The organism is Geotalea daltonii FRC-32, assembly GCF_000022265.1.
Taxonomy (GTDB): domain Bacteria; phylum Desulfobacterota; class Desulfuromonadia; order Geobacterales; family Geobacteraceae; genus Geotalea; species Geotalea daltonii.
In genome coordinates this window covers 1,509,144-1,524,152 of the sequence record NC_011979.1, presented here as the reverse complement: position 1 = coordinate 1,524,152, position 15,009 = coordinate 1,509,144, and the positions used below count along the sequence as shown (strand labels likewise).

The window sequence follows — 15,009 nt, the reverse complement described above, 5'->3', positions numbered from 1 at the left end:
CAGGAGGAACGTATTCTGCCTATTCTAGTGCTCGGCATAGGAAATCCAATCATGTCCGACGACGGTGTCGGAGCAAAAGTCATTCAGCTTCTTCAGTCCCTTTATATTTTCCCTTCAGAGGTTATTCTGCTTGACGGCGGCACCATGGGGATCGATCTGCTGCCGAAACTGGAAGGAGTCGAGCGCCTGATTCTAGTGGATGCCGTTGATACCGGCAAAATACCAGGGACACTGGTGCTGCTTTCCGGGAATGAAATTCCCCTTGCCAACGTTACCAAAGTTTCGCCTCACCAGATCGAACTGAAGGACCTGCTCACTGTCGCCGAACTCCTTGGCTCCTTACCTGCAGAAATTGTCTTATGCGGCATACAACCTGCTTTTACTGGACTAGGAACCGAACTCTCCCCTGCTGTCTCTGCCCAGATTGGGCACCTGGCAGATGAAGTCCTGCTCCAGCTGTCCAGATGGGGCATCAGGCAGGAAATGACTCCTGAAAAGAAAATTTGAATACTCCTATTTTCGTTTGATTCCGGCTCCATGCCCTTCCCTTGATGCCCCATCAGATTCTGATACACTAACAGCAAGTTGCTCTGCGCTACCTTACCCTTGCGGGGATAATCATGAAATCAATCACCATTGTCCTTTTTGCCACACTGCTTTCCCTGATTTTCACCCCAGCCGGGGCTGATGAATATTCAGCCGAAGCATACAATGCCGGTGACGATCTGTTCACCACTGAAGAACTGGATGACCTGCTGGCACCCATTGCCCTTTATCCTGACCCTCTGATTGCCCAAATCCTGCCTGCTGCAACCTTCGTCGACCAGATCGACGAAGCGGCGCGGTACGTCCGGCAGTATGGGAAATCGGCACGGATTGACCTTCAGCCATGGGACGTGAGTGTCAAAGCTGTTGCCCATTATCCGACTGTACTGTTCATGATGGACAACAGATACGAATGGACGGTTTCTCTCGGTCAGGCCTTCGTCAATCAGGAGCAGGAGGTCATGGACATCATCCAGCAACTCCGTGCCGATGCTAAAGCAGCCGGGAGTCTCATTTCTACTCCCCAGCAACAGGTAATAGTGGAAGGCCAGGTCATCAGGATCATCCCTGCTGAAGCGGAAGTCATCTATGTTCCCCAGTATGATCCTGTCGCCGTATATGTGGAAGGATTCTACCCTTCCTACGGGTTCATTTCCTTCGGCATCGGTTTCGGCATTGGGGCTTGGCTGAACAGGGATTGCGACTGGCATAGGCACCGCATCTTCTACCATGGCTGGCGCGGGAGGGGATGGATAAACCGGGCCCGGCCATTCATAAATACCCGTAACCGCACCTACATAAACAGCCGGCACCGTGATATCCATATAAATCGCCGGGTTGTTCAGCACGATACCATCAGGTTTCGCAATGAGCTACGCAGGAATGTAGAATTGCGGAGGGAACAGGGAAGACGACCAGGCGCGCCCGCAAATGTGCCGCAAAGGCGTACCAGGGTTGCACCTCCTGCTACTACTGTACCAAGGCCGGCTTCTCCCGGAACTATTGAAAGAAGGAGTCCTGACCGCGGCCGCCTGTCCCAAGGAGAGGTGTCGAAACCCTACTCTGGTTTCGGTGGCTATGGCAGTGACCGTGAATTAAAGACCTACCGCCAGCGAGGCAGGATGAGCCGCGACTCTGTTCATCAGCTGAACAGGCAGCCGCTGACAACGGGGCAGCCTTCGGCAGTGCCAGGCATCGGGACAACACGCTCTGCGCCTGCGCCGACCATTCGGCAGGCGCCACCAGCTCCTGCCCCGTCCACAAGATCTGCTCCCCAGATTCCTGGTGGTGTTCCCGGCGGTTCGCGCCCAGCAAGACAGCGGTAACCGCCTATTACAGTTTTCATTGCACTTGCTCCTTCTGGAAAGGATCCTGCCATGCCCAAAACTTCTTTTACAACCAAGCACCCGGCAATGCTTGCTGTGCCAATCATGCTGCTATTGCTGCTTTTTCCCCTGCAAATTCGCGCCCTGGAGAAGGATTACGACCAGCAGATATTCACCTCACCCGAAGAAGCGAGAGAAAGACTGACAGCTGCAGTTGATTCGAGAAATTTTCTAGAGCTGAAAAAAATGTTCGGCTCAGGCTATCAGGACCTTGATCCTGGAGACCCAGTCCAGCGATCTGAAGAGTTCGGGCATTTTTCCCGGCATCTCAAAGAAGGCGCCGAATTGGTCATGGAAGGGGATTACAGGGCTATACTGAAGATAGGCAAAGAAAAATGGCCGTTCCCCGTGCCGGTCATCCGCAAGGGGAATGGTTGGCTCTTTGACACAAAAGCAGGACGCGATGAGATCCTCAATCGTCGAATCGGGCGAAATGAACTGCTGGCCATCAATGCTTGCCTGGCTTATGTGGAAGCACAGCGGGAGTACTACAACATGCCTGAACCTGATGGAGTGCAGATTCCCAAATATGCTCAGCGCCTTATCAGCTCCCAAGGAAGGCATGACGGGTTATACTGGCCGACACTGCCCGGTTCCAAGGAGAGCCCGCTGGGGCCGCTCATAACCAAGGCCAAAGAAAAAGGGTATATGCAGGAACGGGCAAAAGGCGAAAACGGATCAAGACCGATCAACGGTTATTATTTCCATATTTTGAAGCAACAAGGAGCCAGCGCCCCCGGCGGCAGGTTCAGCTATATCATCAACGGCAACATGGTTGCAGGACACGCTTTAATTGCTTATCCCGCCCGATGGGGAGTATCCGGCATCATGACCTTCATCGTCAATCAGCGAGGCCGGGTTTACCAGAAAAACCTCGGCCCGGAGACAACACGGATTGCCAGGGCAATGAAAGCTTATAACCCTGATCTAACCTGGAAAGTGGTTGAGGAGCAATAACCGGTTTGACGCTGAAAAAAAAGAGTGGAGCAATTGGCTGCTCCACTCTCCAAAAATTCTGCTGAGTGTGATTTACATCTTCTTGCGCAGATAGCTGAGAAATTCCTCTTTTGAAAGTACCTTTTTCCTCACCAGGTGGTCTACCTGGCGGCTCATGGCAGTTCGCTCCCCAGCCTTCATGTTGTCTTTCAGGAGGATGAAAAATGGGATGTTGCGTGTCTGCGGATAGAGACGAAAGCGCTCAAGAATTTCAAAGGCACCCATGTCCTGCAGCATGAGAGTGCTGAAAATCAGATAAGGGTGGCTGATGGTGGCGACCGCTACACCTTCCTTGCCCGTATATGCATTAACAGCTTCAAAGCCAAGGTTTTGCAGTGTCTTTGCCACCTGTTCCTCCCCTTTGCGGGAAATGACAAGGACCTGCAGATCATAATCCTCTATATCGTCGATGAGGCCGAATACCGCCAACCGCTCCATTACGTATTCGGGATCGATGGGCAGGGTAAAAAAACCGGCGACAGGAAAAACTTCACCCACTTTTCCTTCTTCACTGAGATAGAGAGGAAGCACCGGTATATCGCGGGTCTCAGGATTGTTTTTGATCTCCAGCAGAATCCCCCAGCCGTCTTTGGCATAGGGGGAGATGTCCAGCAGTATGCCAAGCGGCTTACAGGTTGGAAGCTCGGATAGAGTGGCTGTTCTCGCCCAGTAACCGGCTTCAGCAAGGTAACTGCAGATCAGCGCTCCTCTTCCCGGATTTTCGCCCAAGCCTAAAATCCAGAGTTCGCGCTCAGAGCATTCTTTCATGAAATTCCTCGTAGCCAGTATAATTTTCTAATGTAATAGCACATTTTGCGCCAACCGCAAGAAAAACTTTCTCCCGATCCCGTCCGAACCGTTGAAAAGCCTTTATTTATATGTTAAATACACCATCACGCCACCTGATTTATATACTTTAACGAGGTCAAACCCCATGAAATGCCCTGTTTTTTTCACTGATATGCGGGCGGGCCGCGGACATAGTCTTTTTGACAAAATCAGCACTCTGCTCAACAAGTGTCGCATTAAAGATCGCATCTCAACCGGCAATCTGGTGGCAGTAAAGCTCCATTTTGGTGAGCGGGGAAACCACACCTTTATCCGTCCCGTCTTCATCCGAAGGATTGTCGATGAAATAAAAGCCAGCGGCGGCCAGCCTTTTCTGACCGACTCGTCCACGCTGTACCCGGGAGAGCGGAAAGAAGCTGTCTCAGCTCTTACCTGCGCTGTCGAAAACGGTTTTGCCTTTGCAGTTGTCAATGCCCCACTTATCATGTGCGATGGCCTGCGTGGACATTCCGCGGTCGACATTGCAATCGATGGTGAAATTCTGAAAAGTGTCAGCATAGGCCGGGAAATTGTTGAAGCCGACGTCATGGTAACCGTCTCCCATTTTAAATGCCACGACTTGACAGGGTTTGGCGGTGCCTTAAAAAACCTCGGCATGGGCTGCTCCAGCCGTAACGGAAAACTTGTTCAGCATTCAACTGTTGCCCCTGAAATAGCTGAGGAATTCTGTACAGGCTGTGGTGCCTGCCTGAAATCCTGTGCCCATGATGCCATTGCCATAATCGAAGGAAAGGCCGCCATCGATCAGGAAGAATGTGTTGGCTGCGGACGTTGTGTCACCGCCTGCATGCAGCAAGCGGTAAATATCCAGTGGAACGAAGCCTCGGAGCTCATCATGAAAAAGATGTGCGAACATGCAAAGGGCGCAGTTCTCGGCAAAGAAGACAAGAATATCTACCTTAATTTCATCACCCAGGTATCACCTTCATGCGACTGCTATGGTCATGCAGATGCACCCATTGTCAATGACATAGGCATCTGCGCATCCACCGATCCTGTGGCCCTTGACCAGGCTTGTGCCGATCTGGTAAACGGGGCGCCCGGCAACAGGAACACCGCCCTTCAGACCGGTTTTGAACCTGGAGAAGACAAATTTCGTGGCGTCCACCCCGAGATTGATTGGGAAATTCAGCTTGAGTATGCTCAAAAACTCAATATCGGCACTAGACGTTATATTCTTGTGAAGGTCTGAGTGATACAAGGACATCCTTCATAACTATTCAGAAACTGCCGGTTCTGCAAGCAGCATGTTAATCGTGGCAAACGACACCTGCGAGCAGTAGCGCCTCCCACTGCTCCAATATGGATTCTGACAGCCTTAGTTCCCTGCATGCTGCCTGGATCAGGCAAATAGAGCCTCAACCATTCCTGCATCAAACTCCCTTCTGCGTTTCCCCGACCCATATTTACATGTGCCTGCCGTGTCATGTTCGTAAGAGAAATTAACACTCCTTGTTCATATTCCTGTTGAATGGAATTGCGTGCTCATTTAAAATCTAATGAGACTGGTTCCAGTGAATGTGTACCCTTCATTCAATTTAAAAGCCAGTGCCTCTTATTGCCTGTCTAACAGGAGGACCTCTAAATCATGAAACTTTACTCTTTACTTTCGCCTCTTCTCACCTGGGTAAAACAGATAAAGCTGTTGGCTGCTACCGTGATTGCAGTAATTACTGTCATTTTCATATATGCTGCCGGACATTTTGATTTTTCGGACGACCTGCACGGCCTTTATCTCCTCAGATGCGACAGAGGGCGATTGTTCGACCTGAAAAGCGACCTGCTGCTAGGTGAAGAAAATCGGCTGTTGGCAAAGTTCGAACTTGACCCGATTCTGGACCTGTTCCGTTACGAACACAGCCACAAACCAAACCACTCCCATCTCTCCTACAGCTGGAATGAAAGGAATGGCAGTGGCTACATATTTAATTACAGGGAAGACGGCACCCAGCTTTTGACCTGTTTCAGCCGATTCCGAGACAGCCAGGGGGAAATTCCGAAAGGTCTTTTTCTCGGTGGCGGTCTGCCCTACTCCAAGCATGACAATGCGCAACTCACCATGAGTGCCACAGGCATGGCCCATTTCGACGGCAAACAATGGCATCATCTTTGGTGTAATGCCAATGAAACCATCGCTTCCTCAGCGGAGGAAAAGCATGATCCCTCGACGTGGCAATTCTTGAACAGCAAGATTCTGTTCAGCGACAGCAAAAAACTTATCATACGCAGCAGTCACAAATTTCCTTTCGGCACAACAACCCTGCGCGTTGATCGATATGCAGTTTTTCGGGCCGGCGAAAATTATTTCATCTTGATGATGAAGATAAGCAACATTGGAAATGACCCTGCCTACTATTATTATGTTTATGGCGACGAGCCCTGGGTAGGGCAATTCGGCAGTTCAGGCGGCAATATTGGCTGGGCCAGGGGGAGGCTTTTTAACTTTGAAGGATCTTTAGATCCTCAGCAATATTCTTATGCTGGCATGTACGATATTGGTAATCCGGTTATCCTCGGCGAACAGAATAAATTTTCGGGTCTGGCCAATTTCATTGAGTGGATAGGGGACAATAAACCGAACCTTGTCTACTTTTCCAATAAAGAAGGGCAATTTGCAGAAGAAAAGGAAAGGGTGCCCCTTTATAGCAAAGACAATCGAGTTATTTTCCTGCAATGGGGACCACGACCGATTATGCCCCAGGGGCGCGATTATATTATTTTGGCAATCGGCATGGCCGGTACAGACCCCAAAAATGGGATGCCGTTCAAACCCGATGTAGGGCTTGATCAGACAGATTTCGATGTTATCCAGTCAGATGCCCGATAATCAGGTGCCTTGATCATCTTAAACCCACATCTTCCACCAGCTTGGCTGTCACTGTTTCTTGGTCAGCACTCCTTTTCTCTGCTTCTGCTTATTTTCGACTGGTAGCTTAAACTCGCTCCGAAGTCCTGCCGTTCTCCGGCTAGTCATCGCTAATCATCTCAAGAATTCCTTTGCCCTCCCTTTAATCCTCAGTTCAACCCCCTGTACAAGAAAGTTTGGCAGTTGCCGGATAATTTCGGGTCTTTTGGCCCCCGGCTGTGTTGCCCCTGCGGTAAGTTCTCTGCAAGGGGAATTTGGGTTCGCTTTGTGAAACTTATTACAGATTACTGCAGACACCCCAGGCAGCAAGTAGGAAGAGTGAATGATGCAAAAAAAAAACCGGTCCATCTCTTACAGATGGACCGGCTGGAATAACAACTGAGGTATTTGTTACAGGCTAGTGTGGCAGCTATCGCAGGAGAGGGTATCACTCCATTTTACAGCTGGCTGGCCTGCTTTCATGTTATGACAAACGACGTTGGAACAGGAGCTTTGCCCAGCAGGACCTGCGGTCCAGGTTGCCTGGGCAGCCAGCTTGTTTTTAGAGTAGTCAAAGGCTGCTGCACCATTTTTGTAGTTGTCGCCGTTGCGAACCCAACCTGCGGTACCGCTGGTATATCCGGCGAAGCTGGTAGGCCTCAACTGTGCCTTGGAGTAGATGGTCGTATCGGCAAAGGAAACATTGACATTGCCGTTGACGTGGTTGCTCAGGTCGGCAATGGAGCCGTAGACAGGCGATGCATCTCCGCCGTGGCAGGAGACACAGGCACTATTTGCAGCGTTGCGTGCAGAGGTAACTGTTCCACTGTGACAGATGTTACAGTTGATTGTCGTTTGCTGGCCGGCGATGCCATGGCTCACGGACCCTGTGGAGCCGGCAGAAAGTAATCCGCTTGTGCCGTTGAAGACATTGTCAGCATGAATTCCGCCACTTACATGAGCCTGATGTGTGGCATCAGCTGGTGAATTGCCATGGCACTTGGCGCAGCGTTCGGAGGCAGTTGAGGTCTGATTCCAGGCCAAAGTGGTGGTTTGCCCACCCTTACCGTCACTGTGACAGTATACGTTCTGGCACTTGAGAGTATTAGTACCTACCGTTGTGCCGGCGAAACCTGCCGAAGCATTTTTCGCACGCAGCGAACTAACGTTGCCGGTGGTATCGAGTGTGACATCAATGGTGCCATTGACATGGCTCAAAGAAGTAATTGGGTGACAGTTGGCGCAGCCGAATGCATAGTTGGCAGGCGTACCACTGTCAGCACCAGTGGATTTGGTGGAGGTATACTGGTAGAAGGGCAGGTTGGCCCAATCCATGGCGTTGACACCGTCGAAACCACCCATGTGGCGGGAATGTGCGCCACCCAAGGCTGGATGGCAGGACTTACAGTTAAGTGAAGCCTGTCCCCAGGTAACTGATTGAGAGCTGCCTTTTCCATTTGAGTGGCAGCTGGAAGTAGTACAACTGCTAACCAGGCTGTTCTTGGCTTTAGGGGAGAGATAGCCGCCGGTGTTGACTTCGATTGTTGTATTCAGGTGATTTGCTGCTGCGGTTGCCCCCTGAACATAGCCGGTGTGACAGTCACCGCAGGCTGCTTTCTTGTATGTGGTGGTGGTTACGTGCTTGTTATGGCTGTTATCAGCGGGGATCAGCGTATGACAGGCGGTACATGCAGGTACTGTTGAGTTACCCCATGTCGGGGTCGCTGCCGGTACGCCTTTGCCGTTGTCATGACAGCTTGCGGCATTACATGCACCATAACCGTTGCCGGGCGCATGGGACTTGCCCTGTGTATAGGCACCGGTTACGTTGATGAAGGTATCAACATGCAGCGTTGATGCATAGCTGGTGCTGGTTGCACCGGCGTGGCAGTTGCCGCAGTTCGTATTCGGGGAAATGCCGCTGAAGTGCTTGGTGTGGCTGCCGGAAGCCAGGGTTGTTGTTGCATGGCAGCTTCCGCAGGCTACTGACTGACCCCAGGTCGGTGCTGTGCCGTAGACTGGTGCTGCGCCACCGGTTAATGACTGGCCGGAGCTGTGGCAGTAGGAGGTGGCACAGCTTCCTACTGTACTGTTTTTTGCTTTCGGTGACGGATAGCCGCCGGTGTTGACTTCGATTGTTGTATTCAGGTGATTTGCTGCTGCGGTTGCCCCCTGAACATAGCCGGTGTGACAGTCACCGCAGGCTGCTTTCTTGTATGTGGTGGTGGTTACGTGCTTGTTATGGCTGTTGTCAGCGGGGATCAGCGTATGACAGGCGGTACATGCAGGTACTGTTGAGTTACCCCATGTCGGGGTCGCTGCCGGTACGCCTTTGCCGTTGTCATGACAGCTTGCGGCATTACATGCACCATAACCGTTGCCGGGCGCATGGGACTTGCCCTGTGTATAGGCACCGGTTACGTTGATGAAGGTATCAACATGCAGCGTTGATGCATAGCTGGTGCTGGTTGCACCGGCGTGACAGTTGCCGCAGTTCGTATTCGGGGAAATGCCGCTGAAGTGCTTGGTGTGGCTGCCGGAAGCCAGGGTTGTTGTTGCATGGCAGCTTCCGCAGGCTACTGACTGACCCCAGGTCGGTGCTGTGCCGTAGACTGGTGCTGCGCCACCGGTTAATGACTGGCCGGAGCTGTGGCAGTAGGAGGTGGCACAGCTTCCTACTGTACTGTTTTTTGCTTTCGGTGACGGATAGCCGCCGGTGTTGACTTCGATTGTTGTATTCAGGTGATTTGCTGCTGCGGTTGCCCCCTGAACATAGCCGGTGTGACAGTCACCGCAGGCTGCTTTCTTGTATGTGGTGGTGGTTACGTGCTTGTTATGGCTGTTATCAGCGGGGATCAGCGTATGACAGGCGGTACATGCAGGTACTGTTGAGTTACCCCATGTCGGGGTCGCTGCCGGTACGCCTTTGCCGTTGTCATGACAGCTTGCGGCATTACATGCACCATAACCGTTGCCGGGCGCATGGGACTTGCCCTGTGTATAGGCACCGGTTACGTTGATGAAGGTATCAACATGCAGCGTTGATGCATAGCTGGTGCTGGTTGCACCGGCGTGGCAGTTGCCGCAGTTCGTATTCGGGGAAATGCCGCTGAAGTGCTTGGTGTGGCTGCCGGAAGCCAGGGTTGTTGTTGCATGGCAGCTTCCGCAGGCTACTGACTGACCCCAGGTCGGTGCTGTGCCGTAGACTGGTGCTGCGCCACCGGTTAATGACTGGCCGGAGCTGTGGCAGTAGGAGGTGGCACAGCTTCCTACTGTACTGTTTTTTGCTTTCGGTGACGGATAGCCGCCGGTGTTGACTTCGATTGTTGTATTCAGGTGATTTGCTGCTGCGGTTGCCCCCTGAACATAGCCGGTGTGACAGTCACCGCAGGCTGCTTTCTTGTATGTGGTGGTGGTTACGTGCTTGTTATGGCTGTTGTCAGCGGGGATCAGCGTATGACAGGCGGTACATGCAGGTACTGTTGAGTTACCCCATGTCGGGGTCGCTGCCGGTACGCCTTTGCCGTTGTCATGACAGCTTGCGGCATTACATGCACCATAACCGTTGCCGGGCGCATGGGACTTGCCCTGTGTATAGGCACCGGTTACGTTGATGAAGGTATCAACATGCAGCGTTGATGCATAGCTGGTGCTGGTTGCACCGGCGTGACAGTTGCCGCAGTTCGTATTCGGGGAAATGCCGCTGAAGTGCTTGGTGTGGCTGCCGGAAGCCAGGGTTGTTGTTGCATGGCAGCTTCCGCAGGCTACTGACTGACCCCAGGTCGGTGCTGTGCCGTAGACTGGTGCTGCGTCACCGGTTAATGACTGGCCGGAGCTGTGGCAGTAGGAGGTGGCACAGCTTCCTACTGTACTGTTTTTTGCTTTCGGTGACGGATAGCCGCCGGTGTTGACTTCGATTGTTGTATTCAGGTGATTTGCTGCTGCGGTTGCCCCCTGAACATAGCCGGTGTGACAGTCACCGCAGGCTGCTTTCTTGTATGTGGTGGTGGTTACGTGCTTGTTATGGCTGTTGTCAGCGGGGATCAGCGTATGACAGGCGGTACATGCAGGTACTGTTGAGTTACCCCATGTCGGGGTCGCTGCCGGTACGCCTTTGCCGTTGTCATGACAGCTTGCGGCATTACATGCACCATAACCGTTGCCGGGCGCATGGGACTTGCCCTGTGTATAGGCACCGGTTACGTTGATGAAGGTATCAACATGCAGCGTTGATGCATAGCTGGTGCTGGTTGCACCGGCGTGGCAATTGCCGCAGTTCGTATTCGGGGAAATGCCGCTGAAGTGCTTGGTGTGGCTGCCGGAAGCCAGGGTTGTTGTTGCATGGCAGCTTCCGCAGGCACCAGAGGCAGTATCCCCCCAATTGGGTGTTGCGTAAACTGGAGTTGAACCACCGGTTGCAGACTGCCCTGAACTGTGGCAGTAAAGGTTATTACAGGAACCTAGAACACGGCTGGCGGCTTCACTTGGAAGATATTTAAAATTTGATCCAGCATAGCTGCTAACTGTAATGGCTATGTTACGACCAGCATTGTTTGCGCTCGTTGCATGCGAAAAAGTGCTTCTATTGGGATGGCATGTAGAACAAGAATCAAGGTAGTTGGAACCTAAACTGCCGTATTTTTCTTTATGTTTGGTGTGAGCGGAGGATGTATTTGCAGAGTTATGGCATGACTCACAATTAAGGCCGGCTGCCGCTGCAGTCAGGCCCCAACTTGGAGAGGTTGTTTCAAAGTGGCAGTTAACATTGGAGCAGTTTGCATTGGTCATGACCGGATTGGAGGTCTGGTTAACAAAACCAAGCACTCCGGCTTTAAGATAGGTGGTAGTCGCCGGTGAAGCGTTTATATCTGCCCGAAAGCTGATCTTGCCGTCACGGTGGCCAAAAGTAGTATTCTTCACATGGCAGGTATCACAACTTGCCACCGATGCACCATTGGCCATATGGGTCCTGTGGTTTCCCACAACACCACCGGTGCTTATGTTTCTATAACCCCAGTCTACAGGTCTGACGTCACCGGTTAGCCGTTCGCCATGACAGTCTGAACAACTGTCAATTTTGTTGCCAGTCAGTGCCAGCGCATTCCCCGTAAAGACAAATACAGTCATTAAGGACAACAGCAAGAATAGAATCAGTTGTTTGAAGTATCCTGCGCTGTGACATGTCTTCATACTTGACTCCTTAAATATAACTGAAAACGATTGTAATCTCATACTGACATCCTCAATAGGGAGGGTGGGAACCCTCCCTTTGACATAATATTTATCTATCCAATTAACTCTGGCAAAACGTCACAATTACTTTTCGCTACTCCACTTCGGTGACGCCTGGAAGTGGCAGCTGACATTGGAGCATGTACCGGATTGGTAGAGGCTGCGATCATTATTCTGGTTGCCGGAGTAAGTAATCGGCAGTTTGGAATCGAATTTGTATTTCGGATCAACGGTGACATTAATGGTGGATGGTTTTGTATAGTCACCCTTCATGTGCTGGCTTGACCCGTAATGGCAAGTGAGACAGTTTGTCCAGCCTTGTGAAGGACGAGAGTTGGCAGCAATGTGACCAGGCACATCGTGGGCGCCGCCACCACCGGAGTAGTTTTGAAGACGAGCACCTGAGTAATTACCAAGAGTACCGTAATTCGCCTGCATTGTCTGAACAGGTGGGTAGCCATGACAACCATTGCAACCACCACCGCCAGGCTCGAATGCATAGGTCTTATCAGCAGCCTTATGTTTGTGGCAGTCGAAACAACCGGTCGAGTAATGATTGGTTTCCTCAGTGTTGTTTTTGTAGAACTTGGTCGAAGTATGGCAGACCTGGCAAAGGCCCGTATACAGGTTACCAACCTTAACTGTTGAGACCAACGAAGTGCTGTTCTTGTAAGAAATGTTGCAGGTTATATTGTTAAAACCATCACGCGCCACAATTTTCGCCCTAATCATGTTCCGGTTAGCAGAACCATGGGGATCATGGCAGACGTTACAAGCACTCGGAGTGCCTACAAGATCAATAACGTGCGTGAGCATGTCCTTTTTGCTCTCCGTAGGCACCGTTGCGGTGTTGTGACAAGCGTTACACTCATTGTTAAGTGCACCCGTGTAGGCCGGCAACAACCTGGTGTCGTGAGCAGCAGGGTCGATGTGCTTGGCATTAGCATCATGGCACGAGGTACAGTTGTAGTTCATGATGACGCCGGTGCTGCTGGAGTTCATGTTATGGCCCCGGCTGGCTGCGAAAGACTTATCGGGTGCAGTCGCACCGTTCACATTGGACAGGGTGCCCGTATGACAGCTTTCACAGGTAATGCCGGTTCTTCCGGTTACCCAGGAGGCAGAGCCGATGCCGTTGGCATGGCATGAGGCCGAACAGGTTGAGGAGCTGACATCTACTGTCGTACCGTTAAGATGCTTGGTTGTGTAGTCGGGGCCATGACATTTGTTACAGGCAACCACTGTGTCGAATTGTGTGAGTTTTGGCCCATAGAGTGTTGTCTGAGACAGGTGCGCCTGATGGGCACCGCTGGTTCTGTCGGTTGTGCCGTGGCAGGTTCCGCACTGGCCGGTTGACGAATCAGTCCAAGTGGGGGCGGAATAATTACCAGACCCATCACTGTGGCAGTATATCGTCGAGCAGGAGTTTCCATTAAGGGCAAAGGACAGCCCCACTGATGCAAACTCCAGCTGTTTATTGCCGTCGGCATGTTTAGTTTTGTCGATTATTGCACCTGAACCGCTGGCAGTGGCGGCATGGCAGTTTTGGCAGGTATAATTTTTAGCAAGGTGGGCGCCATGGGCATTTGTTGTCGGTGCTGCCTCATGACAGGAATTACATGTTGTTTGCTCGCCAAACCAATTGGGCGTCGTTTTGTATGCTATTGAGTAGGTTTTGAATGCAAGCTTGGGTGCGCCATTACTGTGGCAGTAAACGGTAGAACATTTATTGGCGCTTGTACTGTAGGAAGGGAGAGATCCAAACTTTGAGGCCACAGCATCGGCGTCTACATAGTCGGGACGGTGGTAGACATCCTGGTAATTGCCTTTGTCATGCAGTGCGAGAGAGGCACCGTCATAGTGACACTCAAGACACTTGAAGCTGTAATTGTTGGAATGCTTGGTATGGGCTGAAACAGCTTCATTGCCTTGATAACCGGCTGCGGCAGTGGTGGCGGTGGGCGGTTGACCATGGCATTCTAAACAGGAGGCGGCGAAACTCCACCGGCTGTCGTGGCTGTGGCAGCGATTACAATCAGCTGCAACGGCATTGACAATATCATGTGCCTCTGGGTAAGGATTGCCACTCGGAGCAATTGCTTTCCAAGGTGGCACCTCATGACAACTCTGGCAGACACCCTTGCCATCCGCCCTTTTGTAGAGTCTCTGGGCAGATGCATCCTGGAACAGCGTCTGCTTGGGCGTGGTTAGCTTCTTGTTATCCTTCCAGCCCGTGGCCGATGACCAGTTCATATAACGTTTGACCATATAAACGTTTGGTACCATTGTCGCGGGGTCAGTTGCGAAGGGATCGTAATCCACGTGGCCACTGTGACAGTCAGTACAACGCACCCTCTGGTTGCCGCCATTATGTTCATGCTTACTTGTGTGGCAGTTGGTACAGATATTGGGGCTGTCCAGCGTAGTATAGTTCACGTACCGGTAATCTGTCCGCAGCAAGTAACCTTTGGAGGGGGCAAGCCCGTTTACCATTGCCGTTGAAAAGTTATCAAGGGTCTTGCTGCTGGAGTCGGTGAAGTGAGCATTGTGACAAGTTGTACATACGACTTTGCCGTTAGCCAATTTCATATCGGATGTTGGGTTGGCAGGGTTACTATTAACCGGCGAAGCTGCATATTTAGTGGGTTTGCTTGAAGCAACGGCGTTGTAGTCCATGTTTACAGGATGTGAGCCGTATATGTGAGAGTTTGTGTTCCTAAGACGATGACAATCGAGACAGAGCTCATCGTTGTTCATGGACTGCCTGAGCAGGTGAGGAAGCGGTGATGGCGCGTGTATTCCATGGCAACGGTTACAACTCAAGCTACCGTTGTAGGAATTAATGGTATTCATGACAGGATTAACAGGTGGTAGAGCCCCTGCTGCCGGGTTATCGTCGGTTGCAGACCACTCGTGAGAACTGTGTGAATAACTGCCATTCTCGTTGCTTTCGATAGTCGTCCCAAATGGATTGGCCATATCTCCCACAAAGAACTGCTTGTTCGTGGTAGAAGCACTACCGACCTTGTGACATATCATACAGACATTATTATTAGCAGCATTGGTAATATCAGTACCAGTCGCATGACAGGCACCGCAACTCTGTTGGCCGAAATCATGCGAAGGTGGCAAGTATTGCGCCTGCGCTGTTATTGT

The 15,009-nt window shown here is 51.5% G+C and carries 8 protein-coding genes; 5 read left to right on the top strand and 3 right to left on the bottom strand.

Translation table 11 applies throughout. From position 1 onward, the window contains the following. Nucleotides 1–15 precede the first annotated feature (15 nt). From GEOB_RS06880 to GEOB_RS06870, 3 genes are all read left to right on the top strand, one after another. Nucleotides 16–507, top strand: coding sequence for a HyaD/HybD family hydrogenase maturation endopeptidase (locus GEOB_RS06880; protein ID WP_012646469.1), 492 nt, complete (start codon nucleotides 16–18; stop codon nucleotides 505–507). A gap of 113 nt (nucleotides 508–620) precedes the next feature. Further along, nucleotides 621–1,871 carry a DUF3300 domain-containing protein gene (locus tag GEOB_RS06875; RefSeq protein WP_012646468.1) on the top strand — a complete coding sequence of 417 codons (1,251 nt, stop codon included), beginning with the start codon at nucleotides 621–623 and terminating at the stop codon, nucleotides 1,869–1,871. A gap of 51 nt (nucleotides 1,872–1,922) precedes the next feature. Then, a complete protein-coding gene (locus tag GEOB_RS06870) occupies nucleotides 1,923–2,888 on the top strand; it encodes a DUF2950 domain-containing protein (protein WP_012646467.1) in 966 nt (321 codons plus the stop codon). A gap of 72 nt (nucleotides 2,889–2,960) precedes the next feature. On the opposite strand, the gene GEOB_RS06865 is transcribed toward GEOB_RS06870, so the two are convergent. Continuing rightward, nucleotides 2,961–3,695 carry a response regulator gene (locus GEOB_RS06865; protein WP_012646466.1) on the bottom strand — a complete coding sequence of 245 codons (735 nt, stop codon included), beginning with the start codon at nucleotides 3,693–3,695 and terminating at the stop codon, nucleotides 2,961–2,963. 166 nt (nucleotides 3,696–3,861) lie between these two features. On the opposite strand from GEOB_RS06865, the gene GEOB_RS06860 reads away from it, so the two are divergent. Both GEOB_RS06860 and GEOB_RS06855 read left to right on the top strand, forming a co-directional pair. Then, a complete protein-coding gene (locus GEOB_RS06860; protein ID WP_012646465.1) occupies nucleotides 3,862–4,968 on the top strand; it encodes a DUF362 domain-containing protein in 1,107 nt (368 codons plus the stop codon). Between the two features lie 567 nt (nucleotides 4,969–5,535). Further along, nucleotides 5,536–6,603, top strand: coding sequence for a hypothetical protein (locus tag GEOB_RS06855; protein ID WP_230199027.1), 1,068 nt, complete (start codon nucleotides 5,536–5,538; stop codon nucleotides 6,601–6,603). A gap of 429 nt (nucleotides 6,604–7,032) precedes the next feature. On the opposite strand, the gene GEOB_RS06850 is transcribed toward GEOB_RS06855, so the two are convergent. Beyond that, nucleotides 7,033–11,604, bottom strand: a complete 4,572-nt coding sequence (locus tag GEOB_RS06850) for a CxxxxCH/CxxCH domain c-type cytochrome (protein ID WP_195892562.1) — start codon at nucleotides 11,602–11,604, stop codon at nucleotides 7,033–7,035. Nucleotides 11,605–11,937: 333 nt separating this feature from the next. Next, the gene (locus GEOB_RS06845) at nucleotides 11,938–14,832 is read right to left on the bottom strand and encodes a cytochrome c3 family protein (RefSeq protein WP_230199026.1); all 2,895 of its coding nucleotides are present in this window, start codon (nucleotides 14,830–14,832) and stop codon (nucleotides 11,938–11,940) included. Nucleotides 14,833–15,009: the final 177 nt, after the last annotated feature.